The organism is Muricoccus radiodurans (assembly GCF_050154705.1).
Classification (GTDB): domain Bacteria; phylum Pseudomonadota; class Alphaproteobacteria; order Acetobacterales; family Acetobacteraceae; genus Roseomonas; species Roseomonas radiodurans.
In genome coordinates, this window is record NZ_CP189561.1 from 1,799,733 (window position 1) to 1,819,355 (window position 19,623).

At 71.6% G+C, this 19,623-nt stretch carries 19 protein-coding genes; 6 read left to right on the forward strand and 13 right to left on the reverse strand.

Going from position 1 to position 19,623, the window contains the following annotated elements:
• Nucleotides 1-97 precede the first annotated feature (97 nt).
• Together ACP6CK_RS08955 and ACP6CK_RS08960 are read right to left on the reverse strand one after the other, a co-directional pair.
• A complete protein-coding gene (locus ACP6CK_RS08955) occupies nucleotides 98-1,459 on the reverse strand; it encodes an MATE family efflux transporter (protein WP_426958538.1) in 1,362 nt (453 codons plus the stop codon).
• Nucleotides 1,452-1,958 carry a winged helix-turn-helix transcriptional regulator gene (locus ACP6CK_RS08960; RefSeq protein WP_426958539.1) on the reverse strand — a complete coding sequence of 169 codons (507 nt, stop codon included), beginning with the start codon at nucleotides 1,956-1,958 and terminating at the stop codon, nucleotides 1,452-1,454. The genes ACP6CK_RS08955 and ACP6CK_RS08960 overlap by 8 nt, the downstream gene beginning before the upstream one ends.
• A gap of 139 nt (nucleotides 1,959-2,097) precedes the next feature.
• On the opposite strand from ACP6CK_RS08960, the gene ACP6CK_RS08965 reads away from it, so the two are divergent.
• Nucleotides 2,098-2,946: a hypothetical protein gene (locus ACP6CK_RS08965; protein WP_426958540.1), complete on the forward strand. Its 849-nt coding sequence runs from the start codon at nucleotides 2,098-2,100 to the stop codon at nucleotides 2,944-2,946.
• 83 nt (nucleotides 2,947-3,029) lie between these two features.
• Nucleotides 3,030-3,794 carry an SDR family oxidoreductase gene (locus ACP6CK_RS08970; protein WP_426958541.1) on the forward strand — a complete coding sequence of 255 codons (765 nt, stop codon included), beginning with the start codon at nucleotides 3,030-3,032 and terminating at the stop codon, nucleotides 3,792-3,794.
• A 107-nt stretch (nucleotides 3,795-3,901) separates the two neighbouring features.
• Here the strand turns inward: ACP6CK_RS08970 and ACP6CK_RS08975 are convergent, their stop codons facing one another.
• The 3 genes from ACP6CK_RS08975 to lpdA form a co-directional block, all read right to left on the reverse strand.
• Complete coding sequence (locus ACP6CK_RS08975; RefSeq protein WP_426958542.1) at nucleotides 3,902-4,615, reverse strand: aspartate/glutamate racemase family protein; 714 nt, start codon at nucleotides 4,613-4,615, stop codon at nucleotides 3,902-3,904.
• Between the two features lie 74 nt (nucleotides 4,616-4,689).
• Nucleotides 4,690-4,968: a PGPGW domain-containing protein gene (locus tag ACP6CK_RS08980; protein WP_426958543.1), complete on the reverse strand. Its 279-nt coding sequence runs from the start codon at nucleotides 4,966-4,968 to the stop codon at nucleotides 4,690-4,692.
• Nucleotides 4,969-5,057: 89 nt separating this feature from the next.
• Nucleotides 5,058-6,449 carry a dihydrolipoyl dehydrogenase gene (gene lpdA / locus ACP6CK_RS08985; protein WP_426958544.1) on the reverse strand — a complete coding sequence of 464 codons (1,392 nt, stop codon included), beginning with the start codon at nucleotides 6,447-6,449 and terminating at the stop codon, nucleotides 5,058-5,060.
• Nucleotides 6,450-6,631: 182 nt separating this feature from the next.
• Between lpdA and ACP6CK_RS08990 the strand changes: the two genes are divergently transcribed.
• Nucleotides 6,632-7,486, forward strand: coding sequence for an AraC family transcriptional regulator (locus ACP6CK_RS08990; RefSeq protein WP_426958545.1), 855 nt, complete (start codon nucleotides 6,632-6,634; stop codon nucleotides 7,484-7,486).
• 120 nt (nucleotides 7,487-7,606) lie between these two features.
• On the opposite strand, the gene odhB is transcribed toward ACP6CK_RS08990, so the two are convergent.
• From odhB to ACP6CK_RS09030, 8 genes are all read right to left on the reverse strand, one after another.
• Nucleotides 7,607-8,854: a 2-oxoglutarate dehydrogenase complex dihydrolipoyllysine-residue succinyltransferase gene (odhB, locus tag ACP6CK_RS08995; protein ID WP_426958546.1), complete on the reverse strand. Its 1,248-nt coding sequence runs from the start codon at nucleotides 8,852-8,854 to the stop codon at nucleotides 7,607-7,609.
• 30 nt (nucleotides 8,855-8,884) lie between these two features.
• Nucleotides 8,885-11,770 (reverse strand): 2-oxoglutarate dehydrogenase E1 component, encoded by a 2,886-nt coding sequence (locus tag ACP6CK_RS09000; protein WP_426958547.1) that lies wholly within the window; start codon nucleotides 11,768-11,770, stop codon nucleotides 8,885-8,887.
• A gap of 211 nt (nucleotides 11,771-11,981) precedes the next feature.
• Nucleotides 11,982-12,872, reverse strand: coding sequence for a succinate--CoA ligase subunit alpha (gene sucD / locus ACP6CK_RS09005; protein ID WP_426958548.1), 891 nt, complete (start codon nucleotides 12,870-12,872; stop codon nucleotides 11,982-11,984).
• 3 nt (nucleotides 12,873-12,875) lie between these two features.
• Nucleotides 12,876-14,069 (reverse strand): ADP-forming succinate--CoA ligase subunit beta, encoded by a 1,194-nt coding sequence (gene sucC, locus ACP6CK_RS09010; RefSeq protein ID WP_426958549.1) that lies wholly within the window; start codon nucleotides 14,067-14,069, stop codon nucleotides 12,876-12,878.
• Between the two features lie 55 nt (nucleotides 14,070-14,124).
• A complete protein-coding gene (mdh, locus tag ACP6CK_RS09015) occupies nucleotides 14,125-15,078 on the reverse strand; it encodes a malate dehydrogenase (protein WP_426958550.1) in 954 nt (317 codons plus the stop codon).
• 123 nt (nucleotides 15,079-15,201) lie between these two features.
• A complete protein-coding gene (locus ACP6CK_RS09020) occupies nucleotides 15,202-15,900 on the reverse strand; it encodes a hypothetical protein (RefSeq protein ID WP_426958551.1) in 699 nt (232 codons plus the stop codon).
• Between the two features lie 54 nt (nucleotides 15,901-15,954).
• Complete coding sequence (gene zapE / locus ACP6CK_RS09025) at nucleotides 15,955-17,154, reverse strand: cell division protein ZapE (protein WP_426958552.1); 1,200 nt, start codon at nucleotides 17,152-17,154, stop codon at nucleotides 15,955-15,957.
• A gap of 210 nt (nucleotides 17,155-17,364) precedes the next feature.
• On the reverse strand, nucleotides 17,365-17,595 hold the full coding sequence (locus tag ACP6CK_RS09030) for a DUF2171 domain-containing protein (RefSeq protein WP_426958553.1): 231 nt from the start codon (nucleotides 17,593-17,595) through the stop codon (nucleotides 17,365-17,367).
• A 168-nt stretch (nucleotides 17,596-17,763) separates the two neighbouring features.
• Between ACP6CK_RS09030 and ACP6CK_RS09035 the strand changes: the two genes are divergently transcribed.
• The 3 genes from ACP6CK_RS09035 (at nucleotide 17,764) to ACP6CK_RS09045 (ending at nucleotide 19,605) form a co-directional block, all read left to right on the forward strand.
• Nucleotides 17,764-18,492, forward strand: coding sequence for a sulfite exporter TauE/SafE family protein (locus tag ACP6CK_RS09035; RefSeq protein WP_426959896.1), 729 nt, complete (start codon nucleotides 17,764-17,766; stop codon nucleotides 18,490-18,492).
• A gap of 220 nt (nucleotides 18,493-18,712) precedes the next feature.
• Nucleotides 18,713-19,114, forward strand: coding sequence for a hypothetical protein (locus ACP6CK_RS09040; RefSeq protein WP_426958554.1), 402 nt, complete (start codon nucleotides 18,713-18,715; stop codon nucleotides 19,112-19,114).
• Nucleotides 19,111-19,605, forward strand: a complete 495-nt coding sequence (locus ACP6CK_RS09045) for a hypothetical protein (RefSeq protein ID WP_426958555.1) — start codon at nucleotides 19,111-19,113, stop codon at nucleotides 19,603-19,605. Before ACP6CK_RS09040 ends, ACP6CK_RS09045 begins: the two co-directional genes overlap by 4 nt.
• Nucleotides 19,606-19,623 lie beyond the last annotated feature (18 nt).

Below are 19,623 nucleotides of genomic sequence, written 5' to 3' on the forward strand. Positions count from 1 at the left end.
AGCATGGGCACGGGGCGCCCGGCCGGACCTCCTACAGCCGCGTGCCGAAGGAGCGAGGACGCGGCCGATGGCCGCCCGCGCCCCGGGACAACCCGGTTCAGGCGGCCCGCCAGACGCCCGGCCGCACTCCCGCCGCGGTGACCAGCCCATAGGCGGTGATGCCGAGCGCGACGCCGAGGAAATGCCCCTCCAGCCCCATCCCCGCGAGGTTTGCAAGGCACCAGCCGCCCCCGACGGCCAACCCGATCCGCGACACCCCCGCCAGGACGGGCCAGCGCATCCGCCCGGCCCCCATGGACGCGAAGTAGAACGCCATCCCCATCCCGAAGCCGCCGAAGGCGAGGCCCACATAGCCGAGGGCGCGGGCGGCGATCGCCGCCACCTCCGGATCGCGCGTAAAGGCCGCGGCGAAGGTGCCGGGGAACAGTCCCACGACCAGCCCCACAGCGCCGGCCATGGCAAAGGCCATCAGCGCGCCCGTCCAGGCGATGCGGCGCGCCGTCGCCCAATCCCCCCCGCCGACCGCGCGGCCGACGAGGGCCGTGAGCGCGGAGCCGATGCCGAAGGCGATCGGGATCATCAGGAACTCCAGCCGCGCCGAGATGCCGTAGGCCGCCACCGCCGCCGCCCCGTGCCGTGCGACCTGCGCCGTCACGAGGATCGTCGTCAGATTCGCCACGCCGGCGAGAAGGCTCGCCACCAGCCCGACCGAGAGGATGCGCCGGAACAGCGCGCCCGAGGGCCGCACGCGGAACTCCGGCACGAAGCCGGCGCCGCCGCGGGCGACCACCGTGATCATCGCGAGCGAGGCGGCCCAGAACACCCCGGCCATCGCGATGCCAAGCCCGGCGAGCCCCAGCCCCGCCGGCTCTGCCAGCACCCAGGCGAGCGGAGGGTAGGCGACCCAGGCGAAGACCAGCACCCGCGCCGCGAGCGCGTGCCGCCCGCCGCCCCGCAGGACGGAGGCGAAGGTGTTCGCCAGCCAGACCGGGATGGCCCCCGCCCCGAAGAGCCAGGTGGCGTAGACCGCCGCCGATTCTGCCGCGATCGGCCCGGCGATGGCCGAGAGGATCGTCCGCGGGAAGACCGCCAGCGCGATCGCGAAGATCCCGCCCGCCATCACCGCGATCAAGGCGGCATGGACGACGAGCGCCGACGCCTCGTCCCGCTTTCCCGCCCCCAGGGCGCGGGCGATGGCGGAGACGACGCCCCCGCCCATGGCACCGGTGGACATCATCTGCATGAGCAGCGCGAAGGGCAGCAGCACCGCCCAGCCCGCGAGCGCCGCCGTGCCCTGCCGGGCGGCGAGCCAGGTTTCGAAGAGTTGGCCGGTGACCTGCAGCACCGAGATCAGCGCGGTCGGCGCCGCGAGGGCACCGATCCGTCGAATCACATCCGCCGTGCCCGGCGGCGTAAGCAAGGGGGCGGCGACGGGAGTCGCAGCAAGGGTGTCAGCCAACCGTCACATCCTTCTCCTGGCACTCGGCCCCGCCGAAGCGCCGCCGCATCGTCTCTCCCGCCCCGGGGCCGGGCGCGAAGCGCACCGTTTCCGGCCCCAAGGGCCGCCCCGCCGCGCCGACCAGCGGCGACACCTCGAGATCCTCGCCGGTGTCGGGGTCCAGCAGCCGCACCACCGGCCCGGCGGGATCCCCCATCCAGCGGTCGCCCCAGCGCTTGATCGCGACGAAGGCTGGGAAGAAGTCCCGGCCCTTCTCCGTCAGGCGATAGGCATGGCGCCCGCCCTCGGCCGGCACGCGCTCCAGGAGTCCATGCTCGACGAGGCTGCCCAGCCGGGCCGAGAGGATGTTCGTGGCGATGCCGAGTTGGCGCTGGAAGTCGTCGAAGCGGGTGGTGCCGTAGAAGGCTTCCCGCATCACGAGGATGGCCCAGCGCTCCCCCAGCACCGCCATGGCGCGGGCGATGGGGCAGCGCATGCGGGTGAAGTCCGTGCGGGCCATTGGCGGCCTCCCTGACTTGCAACATGCAAGCCTCTCCGTGGCCGGATTGCAAGATGCAAGTTAGGGAGGCCAGAGTTTCCCGTTTCTCCGACGATGGGGCGGGAGCATCCTGCGGGAGGACGGGGGGGGCGGCAGGGCGGTGCGGAGACGATTTCCCATCGGCGGCAGAAGCATCCGCCAGGGGGCGGTCCTCGTCCTGCTCGCGGCCGGATCGGTGGCCGCGCCGCGCGCGGCAGAACTGCCCCGCCCCGTCCCGCTCCGCGTCGTGGCCGAAGGCTTCCTGCCGCAACGGAGCTGGCAGGAGCCGGTCTGCCGCCTGGCCGAAGCCCCCTGCGGCGGGGCGAGGACTCCTCCCAGCCTGCTCCGGGCGGCGAACGCGGCGGTGGGCACCTACCACGCGATCCTGCCCGGCCCCGTCCTGGCGGAGCTGCGCTTCTCCCGCGGCCAGTGGCAGCTTCGCCGGCGCTGGGACTTTCGCGGCCACCCCTTGGCCCTGGGGCGGGAGGAGGATGCCGCCACCCGCCTCTTCCCCGCCCTGTACCCCGCTGGGCCGGACCGTTGGGCGGTGGCCTTCCAGAGGGTGCGGAACGAGGGCTACGCAGGGGGCGGGGCCTCTTTCTCCCGCGCGGACTTCCTGCTGCTGCCAGCCGAGGGCGGGGCGGTCGGCGCGGACGCGACGCTGTTCCCGGAGGTCCCCTTCTCCTGCTCCAAGATGGTCCGCGCCTGTTTCAGCGAGCGCGACCACCGGACGTCCCGCCACTGCCATGACGAGTCGACCGGGTCGCTGTCCATCCGGGTGGTTCCCGGCCCGGACCCCGCCTGGCACGACTGGGTCCTGACCTGGCAAGCAGAGGATTGGCCGAGCGGTGTGGGGCGGAGCGGGGTACGCACCACTTCCGCCACGGCGCGATTGCGCCACGGCGACGACGCGGCGGCCGTCGCCGCACGGACGGGGAGCTTCGACTTCTGCGGAGGGTCCCAGGAGTGATGCCTCCTGCCGGTTGAGTCCCTCAACCGCGACGGGCAGGCTCCGCGCGAGAGCGGCCGATGCGCGCCGCAGGGAAAACATCCATGCACGCCAACCACGCCGCCCAGTTCGACCTGACCGGGCGCACGGCCCTCGTCACCGGGGCCTCCCGGGGCCTCGGCCTGGCCATGGCGCGCGGACTGGCGGAGGCCGGGGCCGCGGTGCTGCTGAACGCCCGTGACCCGGCAGCGGTGGAGGCGCGCGTGGCGGAGTTCCGCGCCGACGGGCTGGACGCGCGCGCCCTGCCCTTCGACGTCACCAGCAGCGACGCCATCGCCGCGGCGACGCGCGACCTTCCGGTGGACATCCTCGTCCACAACGCCGGCAACCAGTTCCGCCGTCCCATCGAGGAGGTGACGGATGAGGGCTGGTATTCCGTGATGGACACGCACCTGACCGCCGCGATGCGTCTTGCCCGCGCACTGGCGCCGGGGATGAAGGCGCGCGGCCGGGGCAAGGTGATCGCGACGGGCAGCCTCGCCTCCGAGCTCGGCCGCGGCACCATCACGCCCTATGCCGCGGCGAAGGGCGGGCTGAAGATGTTCATCCGCGCGCTTGCCGTGGAACTCGCGCCCTTCAACGTGCAGGCGAACGCCATCGGCCCCGGCTGGTTCGACACGGAACTGAACGCGCCGCTCTCGGTGAATCCGGAATGGGTCGCGATGATCAAGCGCCGCACCCCCGCCGGACGCTACGCCGACCCGCGCGAGATCGCCGGCACCGCGGTTTTCCTCGCCTCCCCGGCAAGCGACTTCGTGACGGGGCAGATCATCTTCGTGGACGGCGGGGTGACGGCGTCGATGCTGTGAGGAGGAAGGCCGGGGGAAGGTATTCCCCCGGCCCCCCATCTGTTTCTGTCAGGCTGTCACGAGACCGTTTTGATCCGGCCCGCCGCGGCCAAGGCGAGGAAACGGAGTTACTCCGCACCGGCCCTGAGCAACGCCGACAGCGCCTCCGACAAGCCCTCGGTCGCGCTCGGCGCTGGTGCCGCCGCATCCTCCCGCGCCACCCGCAGCGCCTCCCGCAGCGTCGCGCGGTGCGGGTCCAGGAACGGCACGGGCAGGCCCTCTGCCAGCCGCGGCATGACCGGGATCAGCCCGGCCCCGCCCACGACCACGCGCGCCGCGCCGGTGCGCGCCGCGGCCTCCGCCAGCGCGGCGCGGGCACGGTCCGGGTCTGACGCCGCCTCGTCGATCGAGACATAGCCCGCGATGCGCGGCGCGACGCCAAGGGTGATCGCCAGCTCCGACAGCATCTCGCACCAGATCGTCCCGCCGGTCGCCACCAGGAAACGCCCGGGCAGACGGGCGGCCACGGTGAATCCCGTCGTGGCGAAGCCGAGCACGGGCAGTCCCGTTGCCTCCCGCAGCGCCGCCAGCCCCGGATCGCCGAAGCAGCCGAGGATGATGGCATCGGGCGCCGCCCCGTTACGCAGGGCCGTCGCCGCGGCGTCCAGCACCGCGTGGGCCGCGATCGCCGCGGTGGCGCGGCTGGCGATGTAGCGCCCGCCGAATCGCGCCGTGACAGCGGTGATCTCCGCCGCGTCCCCCAGCTCGTCCCGCGCGAGGGTGGCGATGCTGCGGGTGACGGGTTCTGAGGTGTTCGGATTGATGATCAGGAGACGGGGCATCGGGGTCCTGCTTGGGAAGCGCCGACGCTTCCCAAGCAGACGCTAGGCCAGGGCGCGCCGCCCGTCGCCCCGCGTCAGCCGCGCCCGAGGGCCCGTCGCAGGCGCAGCCCCCAGCCGGACATGCGCTCCGTCATGCTCCGCTCCATCTCCTCGATCTTCGACACGGCCGCCGGCCATTTGCCGGCCAGCCAGGCCCAACGCTTCGCGGCCCAGTAATGCTGGTCCCGCAGCACGAAAACGCCGAGCGCGAGGAAGAGGAACCCCTGCAGGAAGGGCAGGATGCAACCGAGGATGCCGAGGACGATGAAGAACCAGCCGAGCGCCTTGCGGCCCGGGGCGGGCCGCAGGGTCACGTATCCCGGATTGGAGCTCGGGGCGGGAACAACGGGCTGATCCGGCATCGCCGCCAGATGGTCCCGCCCCCGCGCCGATCAAGTCCGGTTCAGATGTGCAGCGCCCGCGCGTCCACGGCCAGCGCCGCCTCCTTCACTGCCTCGTTGAGCGAGGGATGGGCGTGGCAGGTGCGGGCCACATCCTCGGCGGAGGCGCCGAACTCCATGGCCAGGGCCAGTTCCGCGATCAGCGTGCCGGCGTCGGGGCCCAGGATATGGGCGCCGAGCATCCGGTCCGTGTCCTTGTCCGCGAGGATCTTCACGAAGCCGTCGGTGTCGCCCATCGCGCGGGCGCGGCCATTGGCGGTGAAGGGGAACTTGCCGACGCGGTAGGCCTGCCCGCGCGCCTTCAGCTCCTCCTCCGTCTCGCCGACCGCGGCAACCTCGGGCCAGGTGTAGACCACGCCGGGGATGGCGCCATAGTTCACGTGGCCATGCTGGCCGGCGAGGATCTCGGCCACCGCCACGCCCTCGTCCTCCGCCTTGTGGGCGAGCATGGCGCCGGCGATCACGTCGCCGATCGCGTAGATGCCCGGGACGTTCGTGGCGAAGTGGCCGTCCGTCTTCACGCGGCGGCGCTCATCCAGCTCCACCCCGGCCGCTTCCAGGCCCAGCCCCTCCGTGTAGGGCCGGCGGCCGATCGCGACGAGCACGACGTCCGCGTTCAGCGTCTCCGCGGCGCCGCCCTTGGCCGGCTCCACCGTCACGGCGAGGCCGTCCGCGCCCGGCGCCGCGCCGGTCACCTTGGAGCCGAGCTTGAATTTGAAGCCCTGCTTCTGCAGCACGCGCTGGAAGGCCTTCGCCGTCTCGTCGTCCATGCCCGGCAGGATGCGATCGAGGAACTCCACCACGGTCACCTCGGCGCCCAGGCGCCGCCACACGCTGCCCAGCTCCAGCCCGATCACGCCGCCGCCGATGACGACGAGGTGCTTCGGCACGCTCTCCAGCTCCAGCGCGCCCGTGGAGGTGACGATCCGCTTCTCGTCCACCTCCACCCCGCGCAGCGGGATGCTCTCGCTGCCCGTAGCGATGACGATGTTCTTCGTCTCGTACTCCGTGCCGTCCACGGAGACCTTGCCCGGCGCGGTGATCGTCCCCGCGCCCTTCAGCCAGGTGACCTTGTTCTTGCGGAACAGGAACTCCACGCCCTTCACGTTGGCGCTCACCACCTCCCCCTTGCGGGCCTGCATCCGGGCGAGGTCGAGCTTTATCCCCTCCACCTGGATGCCGTGGTCGGCGAACTTGTGAGCAAGCTCCTCGAAGTTCTCGCTGCTCTGCAGCAGCGCCTTGGAAGGGATGCAGCCGATGTTGAGGCAGGTGCCGCCGAGCGTCTCCCGCTTCTCCACACAGGCCACCTTCATGCCGAGCTGCGCGGCGCGGATGGCGCAGACATAGCCGCCGGGGCCGGCGCCGATGACGATCAGGTCGAAGGAATCGGGCATGGTCGGGTCCTGAAGGGTCGTTGCCGGAATATGGGGCGGGTTAGAGCAGATCGCGGCGGGGCGGAATCGCCCCGGAGCGTGAATCTGCTCATGAATAAGGTGGCAAGGCGCCCCCGCGAAGTCCGCAAGCGCCGCAAAGCCGACCCGCGCCAAGGTCCGGTCACCGCAGCACGGAGGTCCGCTTGCCCCTGAAGCCCGCCACCCGCCTGGACTATGGCGCCCGCATTGCGCGCGCCATGGCCTTGCTGGCGCGGGACCCCGACCGCCTGCCCGACCTGGCGGCGCTGGCCGAGGCCGCCGCCTTCTCGCCCTGCCACTTCCACCGGATCTACCGGCTGCTGACCGGGGAGACACCGGCGGAAACACTCATCCGCCTGCGCCTTCACCGCGGGGCGGCCGCGCTGATCCGGGGGCGGGAACCGGTGGAGACGGCGGCGCGGGAGGCCGGTTACTCCGGGGCGGCGTCCTTCACCCGCGCCTTCCGGGCGGCCTACGGCGTCCCTCCGGCGGCCTACCGGGCGCTGGGCGGGCTGGGCCGGGTGCTGCGGCCCCATCCTCATGAGGAAAGGATCACCATGCCCGACGTCTCGATCCGCGACCTGCCACCCCTCCGGCTGGCCGTGATGCCGCACCACGGCGCCTACACCGAGATCGGCAGCACCTTCGACCGGCTCCTGGCCTGGGCTGCGGCGCACGGGCTGAGCGGCAACCGTTTCATCGGCCGCTATTTCGATGATCCGGAAACGGTCCCGGCGGCGCAGCTCCGGTCGGAAGCGGGGATGGAGGTCGGCCCGGAGGTGCAGGGCGACGGGGAGGTCCGAATCGTGGAACTGCCGGCGCTCCGCGTCGCCGCGCTGCGCTTCCAGGGCCCTTATGCCGAGCTGGAAGGGGCCTATGACGCCCTGTTCCGGGACTGGCTGCCGGCCAGCGGCGAGGAGCCGGCCGACCTGCCCTGCATGGAGGACTACCTGAACGACTGCCGCAGCCTGCCACCGAGCGAGTGGCTGACCGACATCCTCGTCCCGCTGAAGTCCTGAAACAGATCGCGGGGTCCGGGGAGCACAGCGGAAGCAGTGCTTCCGCCCCCCCCCAGGGGAGGGGCAGGAAACCTTCGGCCGCCGCCCGGGGTCCGGGGAGGCAGCGCCTCCCCGGGGTGATCAGAGCCCGAGGATCAGCCGCCGCGGGTCCTCGATCGCTTCCTTCACACGCACGAGGAAGGAGACCGCCTCCTTCCCGTCCACGATCCGGTGGTCGTAGGACAGGGCGAGGTACATCATCGGCCGCACCTCGATCTTGCCGGCGACGACCACCGGCCGCTCCTTGATCGCGTGCATGCCCAGGATGCCGGACTGCGGCGGGTTGAGGATCGGGGTGGACATCAGGCTGCCGTAGATGCCGCCATTGGTGATGGTGAAGCTGCCGCCCGCCATCTCCTCCAGCTTCAGCTGGCCGTCGCGCACGCGCTTGCCGAAGTCGCCGATCGCCTTCTCGATGCCCGCGAAGGACAGGTCCTGCGCGTTCCGCAGCACGGGCACGACCAAGCCGGAGGGGCCGCCGACCGCGATGCCCATGTTCACGAAGTTCTTGTAAACGATGTCGTCGCCGTCGATCTCGGCGTTGACGGCCGGGAACTCCTGCAGCGCGACGACGCAGGCGCGAACGAAGAAGCTCATGAAGCCGAGCTTCACGCCGTGGCGCTTCTCAAAGGCGTCCTTGTACTCGGACCGAAGCGCCATCGCCGCCGACATGTCCACCTCGTTGAAGGTGGTCAGCATGGCGGCGGTGTTCTGCGCCTCCTTCAGCCGGTTCGCGATGGTCTTGCGGAGCCGGGTCATCTTCACCCGCTCTTCGCCGCTCTCCGGGGCGCGCGCGGCCTTCGGGGCGGCCTTGGGCGCCTCCGGTGCCGGACGGCTGAGGAAGGCGAGCACGTCGCCCTTGGCGATCCGGCCGTCCTTGGCGGAACCGGTGCCGATCTGATCCGCCGAGACGCCCTTGTCCGCCATCATCTTCGCGGCGGCGGGTAGCGGCGCATGGCCACCGGTGGCGGCGGTGGGCTCGGCGCCACCGGGGCGTGCGACGGGCCCGGCGACCGGACGGGGCTCTTCCACCTTCGGTGCCGCGGCCGGCGCGGCAGCCGGAGCAGCCGGCTTCGGCGCGGGAGCCGCGCCGCTGCCGGAGCCGAGCACGCCGAGCACGGCGCCGACCTCGACCTCGGCCCCCTCATCGGCGGCGATGCTCTCGATGGTGCCGGCAGCGGGGGCGTTCACCTCCACCGTGACCTTGTCGGTCTCCAGCTCCACCACGGGCTCGTCGGCGGCCACCGCCTCGCCGGCCTTCTTCAGCCAGCGGGCCACGGTGGCCGTGGTGACGCTCTCGCCCAGGGTGGGCACCAGGATCTCGGTCATCGTTCGTCGGTCCCTCAGGCCAGTTCCATCTCAGCTCAGGCCGAGAGCCTGGCGAACCAGCGCTTCCTGCTGCTGCGCGTGGACCTTGGCAAGCCCCGTGGCGGGGGAAGCCGCGGCCGGACGGCCGACATAGACCGGGCGGCCCGCTTTGTGGGAGAGGACGGAGAGCGAACCCTCGATCTTCCGGTCCACGAAGCTCCACGCGCCCATGTTCTCGGGCTCCTCCTGGCACCAGACCACCTCCGCGTTGACGTAGGGGGCCAGCGCCTTCGGCAGCGAGACGCGCGGGAAGGGATAGAGCTGCTCGATCCGGATGATGGCGACGTCCTTCACGCCCTTGTCGCGCCGCTCGGCCAGCAGGTCGTAATAGACCTTGCCCGTGCAGAGGACGACGCGGCGCACCTTCTCCGGCGCCACCAGCTCGTCCGTCTCCCCGATCACGAGGCGGAACTTGCTGCCCGGCGCGAAGTCGGCGAGCGGGGAGACCGCCAGCTTGTGGCGGAGCAGCGACTTCGGCGTCATCAGGATCAGCGGCTTGCGGTAGTTCGCCTTCAGCTGGCGGCGCAGCGCGTGGTAGTAGTTCGCCGGCGTCGTCAGGTTGCCCACCCGCATGTTCCGCTCGGCGCAGAGCTGGAGGTAGCGCTCCAGACGGGCGGAGGAGTGCTCCGGCCCCTGGCCCTCATAGCCGTGCGGCAGCAGCATCACGAGGCCGGACATCCGCAGCCACTTCGTCTCCGCGCTGGAGATGAACTGGTCGATGATGACCTGCGCGCCGTTCGCGAAGTCGCCGAACTGCCCCTCCCAGCACACCAGCGTGTTCGGGTCGGCCAGGGAGTAGCCGTAGTCGAAGCCCAGCACGCCGAACTCGGACAGCAGGGAGTTGAACGCCTCCAGCCGGCACTGCCCCTCCCGGATGTTGTTCAGGGGCACGTACTCGGCCTGGGTCTGCTGGTCGATCAGGTAGGCGTGGCGCTGGGAGAAGGTGCCGCGCTGCACGTCCTCGCCCGAGAGGCGCACGCGGTGGCCGTCGAGCAGCAGGGTGCCGAAGGCCAACGCCTCGCCCGTCGCCCAGTCGATTCCCTCGCCGCTCTCGATCGCCTGCTTCTTCGCCTCGAGCTGGCGGAGGATCTTCGGGTTGGCGTGGAAACTCTCCGGCACGCGGGAGAGGGCGGCGCCGACCTCCTGGAGCCGGGCGGCGTCCACGGCGGTGGCCGTCTCCTCCTCGGTCTCCTCCATGCCGGGGGCGACGAGGCCGGCCCAGCGGCCCTCCAGCCAGTCCGCCTTGTTCGGCTTGAAGGACTGGGCGGCCTGGAAGGCCTCCTCCAGGGCGGCGTTGTGGGCGTCCAGCATCGCCTTCGACTCGTCCGCCGGCACCGAGCCCTCGGCGGCCAGGCGCTGCGCGTACTTCGTGCGCGTCGTCGGCATGTCCTTGATGCGGGCGTACATCAGGGGCTGGGTGAAGGCGGGCTCGTCGCCCTCGTTGTGGCCGTGGCGGCGGTAGCAGACGATGTCCAGCATCACGTCGGCGCCGAACTGCATCCGGAACTCGGCGCAGAGCTGGGCGCAGAAGACCACCGCCTCCGGGTCGTCGCCGTTCACGTGCAGGATCGGCGCCTGCACCGCCTTCGCCACATCGGTGCAGTAGAGGCCGGAATAGGCGTGGGCCGGCGTCGTGGTGAAGCCGATCTGGTTGTTCGTGACGATGTGGACCGTGCCACCCGTGCGGTAGCCGATGAGCTGGCTCATCGCCAGCGTCTCATAGACCACGCCTTGCCCGGCGACCGCGGCATCGCCGTGCAGGATGATGCCCATCACGGAGCGCCGACCCTTGGTGTCGCCCGCCTGGTCCTGGCGCGCGCGCACCTTGCCGATGACCACCGGGTCCACCGCCTCGAGGTGCGAGGGGTTGGGCTGGAGGGACAGGTGCACCTGCCGCCCGCCGATCTCCACGTCCGTGGAGGTGCCGAGGTGGTACTTCACGTCGCCGGAGCCCATCGCGTCCTCGGCGTGGCCCTGCCCCTTGAACTCGGCGAAGACCTGTGTCGGCGACTTCTTGACCACGTTCACCAGGGTGGAGAGCCGGCCGCGATGCGCCATGCCGATGGCGATCTCGGTCGTGCCGCCCTTCGCCGCTGTCTCGATGACGGCCTGGATGGCGGGGATGGTGGACTCGCCGCCCTCCAGCCCGAAGCGCTTCGTGCCGACGAACTTGCGGGCGCAGAAGGCCTCGAAGCCCTCGGCCTCGGTGAGCTGGCGGAGAATGGTGCGCTTGGCCTGCCCGTCGAACGCCTTCGCCCAGGGTGCGCCCTCGATCCGGGTCTGGATGAAGGACTTCTGGTCGGGGTCCTGGATGTGCATGAACTCGACCCCGATGGGGCCGCAGTAGCTGGCCTTCAGGATGGCCATGATCTCGCGCAGGGTCGCGGTCTCGCGGCCCAGCACCTTGTTGATGAAGATCGGGCGGTCCCAGTCGGCCTCGGTGAACCCGTAGCTCGCCGGGTCGAGCTCGGCATGCGGCTTCTGCTTCTGCAGCCCCAGCGGGTCGAGATCCGCCTCCAGATGGCCGCGGACGCGGTAGGCGCGGATGAGCATGATGGCGCGAAGGGAGTCCAGCACCTCGCCCCGCGTCACGCCGGGGTCGGCGCGGCGCTCCACCGCAGGCTTGCCGCCCTTCTCGCCCTTGGCGGCGGGCGCCGCCTCCTCGACAGGGGCGAAGCCGCCGCGGGCACGCGGGGCCCAGGAAGCGCCGGTCGCGTCCTCCAGCACCGCCCGCGCGTCGTCGTTCATCGCCGCGAACAGCTCCTGGAAGGAGGAGTCCACGGAATCCGGCTTCTCCACCCAGCGCGCGTAGAGGTCCGCGAGGAAGGCGGCGTTGGCGCCGCTCATCGCGCTGGCAAGGATGTCCACACCGGGCATGATGCTCTCCTGGCCTGGAGGCGCGGTTCGCGCCGGGGCCGTTCCAGTTATTGCTTGCTGGCCGCCGAAAGGCGGAACGCCGCCCCGTTTCCGGAGCGGCGAGCGCATACATAGGGCGGATGGCAGGCTTGTGGCAGGTCGGCGGGATGCAGACCCGCCCCGCTTCGGGCGGGGAGGTCCGGGTCCCCCGCTGGCCTGCCCGGCCGTCCCATCAGCCCTTGATCGCCTTCACCATGGTGGAGCCCAGCGCCGCCGGGCTGTCCGCCACATGGATGCCGGCCGCCCGCATCGCGTCCATCTTCGCCTCGGCGGTATCCTTGCCGCCGGAGATGACCGCGCCGGCATGGCCCATCCGCCGCCCCGGGGGGGCGGTGGCGCCGGCGATGAAGCCGACCACCGGCTTGTAGTTCGGGCTGCCTGGCCGGTTCTCCCGGCCCAGGAACTCGGAGGCGATGATCTCCGACTGGCCGCCGATCTCGCCGATCATGACGATCTGCTTCGTCTCGTCGTCGGCCAGGAAGAGCTCGAGCACCTCCTGGAAGTCGGTCCCCTTCACCGGGTCGCCGCCGATGCCGACGCAGGTGGACTGGCCCAGCCCCGCCGCCGTCGTCTGGGCCACCGCCTCATAGGTGAGGGTGCCGGAGCGGGAGACGATCCCGACCGAGCCGCGCTTGTGAATGTGGCCGGGCATGATGCCGATCTTGCAGGCTTCCGGCGTGATCACGCCCGGGCAGTTCGGCCCGATCAGGCGGGACTTGGAACCGGAGAGCGCCCGCTTCACCTTGATCATATCCATCACCGGGATGCCCTCGGTGATGCAGATGACCAACGGGATCTCGGCGGCGATCGCCTCCAGGATGGAGTCCGCCGCGAAGGGCGGCGGCACGTAGATGACCGAGGCGTCGGCGCCGGTCTTCTCCACGCACTCCGCCACCGTGTCGAAGACCGGCAGGTTCAGGTGGGTCTGCCCGCCCTTGCCCGGCGTCACGCCGCCCACGTAGTTCGTGCCGTAGGCGATGCCCTGCTCGGCGTGGAAGGTGCCCTGGGCTCCGGTGAAGCCCTGGGTCATCACCCGCGTGTGCTTGTCGACGAGGATGGACATGGCTCAGGCCGCCTTCTTCACGGCGTCCACGACCTTCTGGGCCGCGTCGGCAAGGTTGTCGGCCGGGATGATCGCCAGGCCGGATTCTGCCAGGATCTTCTTGCCCAGCTCCACGTTCGTCCCCTCCAGCCGCACGACCAGCGGGACGGACAGGGACAGGTTCTTGGAGGCGGCGACGATGCCCTCGGCGATCATGTCGCACTTCGCGATGCCGCCGAAGATGTTCACCAGGATCGCCTTCACGTTCCGGTCCGAGGTGATGATCCGGAACGCCTCCGTCACGCGCGCGGCGTTCGCCGTGCCGCCGACGTCGAGGAAGTTCGCGGGGGAGGAGCCGTAGAGCTTGATGATGTCCATGGTGGCCATCGCCAGCCCGGCGCCGTTCACCATGCAGCCGATCTCGCCGTCCAGCGCGACGTAGTTGAGGTCGTTCTTGACCGCGTCGAGCTCCTTCGGGTCCATCTCGCTGTCGTCGCGAAGGGCCTCGAGGTCCTTGTGGCGGAACAGCGCGTTGTCGTCGAAGGACACCTTGGCGTCTAGCGCCACGACCTCGCCCGCGCCGGTCACGACCAGCGGGTTGATCTCGACGATCGCCATGTCGAGCTCGGTGAAGGCCTGGTACATCGCCGTCACGAACTTCGTGAAGACGCCGACCTGCTTGCCCTCCAGGCCCAGGCCGAAGGCGAGCTTGCGGGCGTGCCAGCCGGAGATGCCGGCGGCCGGATCGATCGCGACCTTCAGGATCTTCTCGGGCTGGTGCTCGGCGACCTCCTCGATCTCCATCCCGCCCTCGGTGGAGGCCATGACGGTGATGCGGGAGGTCTCGCGGTCCACCAGGATGGAGAGGTACAGCTCGCGCTTGATGTCGCAGCCGGCCTCCACATAGACCTGATTGACCACCTTGCCCTCGGGCCCGGTCTGCTTGGTCACCAGGGTGTGGCCGATCATCGCGGCGGCGGCGTCCTTCGCGGCCTCCGGCTTCACGACGCGCACGCCGCCCTTGCCGTTCGGATCGTCCGTGAAGCGCCCGGCGCCGCGGCCGCCGGCGTGGATCTGGCTCTTCACCACCACCACGGGGCCGGGCAGCTTCTTCGCCGCGGCCTCGGCCTCCTCGGGGGTCTTCGCGACATAGCCGTCGAGCACCGCGACGCCGTAGCGGCGCAGCAGCTCCTTGCCCTGATATTCGTGGATGTTCATCGGGATCCGTTCCCCTGCATACGGAAAGGGCCGGGGTCTCCCCCGGCCCCGTGCCTCAGACGCCGAGCTTCTTGAAGTCCTCGATGAGCTTCTTCACCGCATCGCAGGACTTGTCGAAGGCGGCCTTCTCCTCCGGCGTGAACTGCACCTCGACGATCTTCTCCACGCCGCCGGCGCCGATCACCACGGGCACGCCGACATAGAAGTCGTTCAGCCCGTACTCGCCGTTCAGCATCACCGCGCAGGGCAGGACGCGCTTCTTGTCGAGCAGGTAGCTCTCCGCCATCGCGATGGCGGAGGCCGCCGGGGCGTAGAAGGCCGAGCCCTTCTCCAGCAGCTTCACGATCTCGCCGCCGCCATTGGCGGTGCGGTTTACGATCGCGTCGATCTTCTCCTGCGTCGTCCAGCCCATCTTGATCAGGTCGGGCACCGGGATGCCGGCGACGGTGGAGTAGCGGGTCAGCGGCACCATCGTGTCGCCGTGGCCGCCGAGCACGAAGGCCGTCACGTCCTCCACGGACACGCCGAACTCCTGCGCGAGGAAGAGGCGGAAGCGCGCGCTGTCCAGCACGCCCGCCATGCCCACCACCTTGTTCGCGGGCAGGCCGGACTTCTGCTGCAGCGCCCAGACCATCACGTCCAGCGGGTTGGTGATGCAGATGACGAAGGCGTCCGGGGCGTACTGCTTGATACCCTCGGCCACCTGGCCCATCACGCCGGCGTTCTTCGTGAGCAGGTCGTCGCGGCTCATGCCGGGCATGCGCGGGAAGCCGGCGGTGACGATCACCACGTCGGCGCCCGCGATGGCGCTGTAGTCACCCGTGCCGGACATGTTGGAGTCGAAGCCGTCCACCGGGCCGGACTGCATGATGTCCAGCGCCTTGCCGGCCGCGACGCCCGGGAAGACGTCGAACATCACGACGTCCCCGAGCTCCTTCAGGCCGATCAGGTGGGCCAGCGTGCCGCCGATGTTGCCGGCGCCGACGAGGGCGATCTTCTTGCGAGCCATGCGAGGGGGTCCTTCGGGGACGGTCTGTCTGTGCAGGTGCGAAAAAGGCGCGCAGGGGATACCCCCGCGCGCCCGGTCCGGCAAGGCGGGGACGGCCATCCGGCCATCCCCGGGGTGTTCAGGTCAGAGCGGCATGCAGCGGAAGGTGCTGGAATGACCGCGGGCGAGAACGGCCATCGTCCCGGCCGGGCAGTCCGTCTGCTCGCCGTCGGCGGCGGGAAGGCCGGCGTGCCAGACGCCGCGGCGGGGCGCCGGCGCCTCGAAGGACTCGGACACCGCCGGGCGCTCATAGGCATAGGCCTGCTCGGTGCGGGCGAAGCGCGCCGGCTTCGGGCCGGCGCGGCGGCGCATGTCCGCCGGCAGCGTGCCCGCCATGGCCGGGCGGGAGAACATGCCGACCATCCGCAGATGGCCCCGGCCCTGCTCGGCCAGGCGGCGGTCGGCCCACACGACCTCACGGCCCCGGGTGCCGCGCCGCAGGTCGGCGTAGCGGTAATTCCCCATCGCCTGCCGCGACGGCGCCGCGGCCCGGCCGCGGGAAGACGGCTCGCGGATCCACTCCCCGCGGGCGAGGCGGAGCGGCTCCAGCCGGAACGCGCCGCGGGTGGGCGCCGCCGCGGGACGCCGATCGTCGCGCCGGGCGGAAACCCGCTCCGCGCGGCGGGTGGAGGGCCGCTCGACCCGAACGGACCGTGCCGACGGGGCGTGGGCCGCCCCCCGGCGGACCTCCTCCCGGCCGGATCGGTTGCGCGCCGCATCGGCCGGTTGGGCCGCAGACAGCGCCATGACCGCGCCGAGCGCGATCGCCAGGGAACGCAACATGTGAAACTCCCCCTAAATCCCCTGAATCACGACTGATGAATCACGCCAGATGCACTACGTCAGATGCGGCAGGGCCAGGTATTCCTGGCTCTGCATTTCCGTCAGGCGGGACGCGGTGCGCTGGAACACCACGGCCCCCTCCCCCTTCTCGTAGAGCTGGTCCGGCTCCGCCTCGGCGGAGGCGACCAGCTTCACCCGGTGCTCGTAGAGCGCGTCCACGAGCGTCACGAAGCGGCGGGCCCGGTCGAAGTTCTCCGGCCCCAGCCTGGGCACGCCGTCGAGGACGAGCGTGTGAAAATGGGTGGCGATGGCCAGGTAGTCGGCCGCCCCCAGGAAGGCGCCGCACAGCGCCTCGAAATCCGCGCGGACCACCCCTCGATGGGCCTGCGGCATCTCCACCTTCCGGCCGAGCACGCTGAGCGAGCACGGATCGCCGTGCGCCACCCCGGTCAGCTCGCGGAAGGCCGAATCGAGCGCCCGCTCGGCCCGCCCGTCCACCGGCGTGTGCCAGGTGGGCAGGCCGCGGATGCGGTCGCGCCGGTAATCCTGGTTCGCCTGCAGGTGCAGCAGGTCGAGCCGCTTCTGGATGAGAGCGATGAAGGGCAGGAAGGCGTCGCGCCCCGGCTTGCCCTTGAACAGGTCCGCCGGCGCCGTGTTCGACGTCGCGACCACCACGACGCCGCGGGCGAAGAGCGCCTCGAACAGCCGGCCGAGGATCATCGCGTCGGCGATGTCATGGACCTGGAACTCGTCGAAGCAGAGCAGCGCCGCCTCGGCGGCGATGGAATCCGCGAGGGGCGGGATCGGGTCCGCGTCGTCGGGATGGGCCTGCTTCCACTTGTGGATGCGCTGGTGCGCCGACTGCATGAAGGCGTGGAAGTGGATGCGCCTCTTCCGCGGCACGTCCGCCGCCTCGAAGAAGAGGTCCATCAGCATGGACTTGCCGCGCCCGACCTCGCCGACGAGGTAGAGCCCGTTCGGCGCGGCCTCTCCGGCCTCTTCCACGGGCTTGCGGCGGAAGAAGCGGGAGAGGAGCCCGCCGCCGCCCTCTTCGGGCGCCTCGGGCTTCGGGTTGTAGCCGCGCAGCCGGCGCCAGAGGTCCTGCAGCTTCTCGGCCGCCAGGGCCTGGGCCGGGTCCGCGCGCAAGGCCCCCGACGCCACGCGGGCGCGGTAGGCAAAAAGCGGTCCCTGGCCCCCTTCGGCGGGCGTGGAGCCCGCCGTCACGGGCACCGGAGAGGTCGCGGTGCCATCCATCGGAACCGGGTCTAGCCCGGTCCGGCGGGACGCCGCAACCGCGAGAAAGAATTCGTGAGCACCCGGAATCGTGCGGGACCGTTTTGAGGCGCCGCCTCAACCCCCGCGGCGAAGTGGTTCAGGGGCAAGGAAAGCCCCTGGGACGGCCGCTGGCCGCCCAGGGTCGGACGGGGGTTCCGCCGGTGAGCCCGGCAGCGCCCCCAGCCGGGATCAGGCGTTCTGGAACTGCTTGATCGTGTCGAGGTGGTTCATCGACGTCTTCACCTTTCCATCCTCGACCGAGGCGACGAGGGAGATCGGCAGGTAGTGGTGCTGCCCGTCGCCGCCGTCGTTCTTCGTCAGCTTGATGCGGTTGCCCTCGACATGGTCCACCGTTCCGACGTGGTGGCCGCACGACCCGACGACTTCCATGTGCTCCTTGATCTGCGATGCATCGGCCATTGGCGCTGTCCTCTCTCGTTCAGGGTTCCGGCACAACGCGGGCCGTCTGCGAGGGATGCCGGTTGTGACAGAGCTGTCATCCGGCGGCCGCCCTGGCGCGACCGGGCCCGGCGGCTAGGCTGGAGGGGACCGGAGCTCCCTCCCCTGCCCGACTTTCCCGCCCCGCCCCTGCTCCTCGCCACGCTCGGAGCCGCCCTCGTCGCCGGGCTGGCGCGCGGCTTCTCCGGCTTCGGGGCGGCGCTGATCTTCATGCCGCTGGGGGCGGCCCTGCTCGGGCCGAGGCTGGCGGCGGCGGTTCTGCTTCTCGCGGACAACCTGTCCACCCTGCCGCTCCTGCCCGGGGCCTGGCGCCGGGCGAACCGGCGGGAGGTCGGGGCGATGGCGGCCGGGACGCTGGTCGGAACCCCGCTGGGGGCGGCGATCCTGCTCCACCTCGACCCGACCGCGCTGCGATGGGGACTCTCGGGGCTTGTGGTGGCGATGCTGGCCTTGCTGGCCTCGGGCTGGCGGCACGCGGGGCAGCTGCCGGCACCGGCCGCGGCGGGGGTGGGCGTGCTCTCCGGCTTTTGCTCCGGCGCGGCACAGATGGGGGGACCGCCGGTGGTGGCCGCCTGGCTCGGCGGCGCCATCCCGGCGGAACGGGTGCGGGCGAACATCGTGCTGTTCTTCGCCCTCTCCGGCCTCGTCAGCGCGGTCATCTATCTCGCAAGCGGCCTGCTCGGCGGGACGGCGGTGGCGGTCGCGGCCCTGGTCCTGCCGGCCTATGCCGGCGGCGTCTGGCTCGGTGCCCGGATGTTCGGGCTGGCCTCGGAGGCCCGGTTCCGCGCCGCCTGCCTCATCCTGATCGCCTTCGCGGCCCTGCTCGGGCTACCGGTCTGGGACCGGCTGCGGGGCTGACCGGCCGGCCGCCGCCGCTCAACCCTCGCAACGGACCGGCGTTCCCACCCTGACCCCGGCCGCTGGGGCGGGGAACCAGGAGGGCCAAACGCTGCCACCCACCGGACGTTTCCGGCGCCTCGCGCCACTCTCGGCCATCCTGCTCGCGGCGGCGCTGCCCGGCTGTTCGGCCTTCCAGGGGGAGGCAGCCGCCGACATCGCCGGGATCGGCGGCGCCGCGGTGTCGGATGCGCTGGGGGCCAGCGGAGCGGCGGCGGCCGGCATCGGCCTCGGCGTGCGGGCGGCCACCCGCACAGGGCTCCAATATGCGCAGCGCCGGGTGCGCGGCGCCGCGCAGGACCGGCTGGCCGGGGCCGCCGGGCCGCTGCGCGTCGGCGCCATCGCCCGCTGGTCCACCGACCACGCCCTGCCGCTCGAGCCGGAGGAGCGGGGGCAAGTGACCGTCAGCCGCGTCATCTCCGCCGGCCCCCTGTTCTGCAAGGAGATCGTGTTCTCCGTGGAGCAGCGCGACGCCGAGCGCCCGACCCGCGGCTTCTACACCGCCGTCATCTGCCGGGACGGCGCCCGCTGGCGCTGGGCCACGGCCGAGCCGGCGGTGGACCGCTGGGGCAACCTGCAATGAGGCGGGCGGGTCCCCTCCTGGCCGCGGCCTCGGTCCTCGCGCTGGCGGGCTGCGACACGGTCGCGGACGCGGCGGGCGCCGTGGCGGGCATCGCGACCGGCACCGCCTTCGGCAACCCGGCCGTGGGCTATGCCGTCAGCCTCGGCGTCCGCGCCGGGGCGAGCGAGGGGCTGCGCTACGTATCCCGCCGCTGGCACCGAACCGAGCAGGACGCGATCGCCGCCGCCATCGGCACGACCCCACCCGGCACGACCCGCCCCTGGCGCGTGCGCCACGACCTGCCCATCGGAAACGGGGAGGGCGAGGTGCGGGTCCTTCGCGTCATCCCCTCCGCCCTGGCCACCTGCCGGGAGGCGGTCTTCTCGATCGGCGACATCGGGGACCCGCCGGCGGAGCGGTCCTGGTTCACCACGACGGCCTGCGCGAACGGCGGCGCCTGGCAATGGGCCGTGGCCGAGCCCGCGGTCCCGCGCTGGGGCAACCTGCAATAGATCAGGCCACCTTCGCGC